1 pseudogene is annotated in these 392 nt (G+C 67.1%); it reads right to left on the bottom strand.

From position 1 onward, the window contains the following. A pseudogene (locus JWG88_RS22340) lies at positions 1 to 392 on the bottom strand (hypothetical protein); the annotation flags it as partial.

Genomic DNA, 392 nt, shown 5'->3' on the forward strand with positions numbered 1-392 from the left:
CCATACACGAAGCCCAGCGCCGCGAGAGGGTGACGCAACCGGAGGTTCTTGGCGTCGCCGTAGCTCTCCTCGACGCGGTTGGCGGCGTTCTTGCCGAAGCTCGAATCCATGCGCTTGGTGCTGATGAGCAGCTCCGGGCCGGTGTCCCAGTCCGACATCACGACGTCGACCTGCTTCATGTAGTGCTTGCCGAGCACGCTTGCGCTGGAACCCGACACGCCCTTCATCGACCGCCGCAGCCGCTGCTCGATGAGCAGGCGCTCCTTCTGCGGGAGCGCCTCGAGCAGGCTGGAGATCGCGCCCGGCATGATCCGCGGGTCGCTTGCGCGCGGCCACACCGCGTCGCTGTCGAAACCCGCGCGCCGCAACTCGTAGGACAGCCACAAGTCGAG

This window comes from Desulfopila inferna, assembly GCF_016919005.1.
GTDB lineage: Bacteria > Desulfobacterota > Desulfobulbia > Desulfobulbales > Desulfocapsaceae > Desulfopila_A > Desulfopila_A inferna.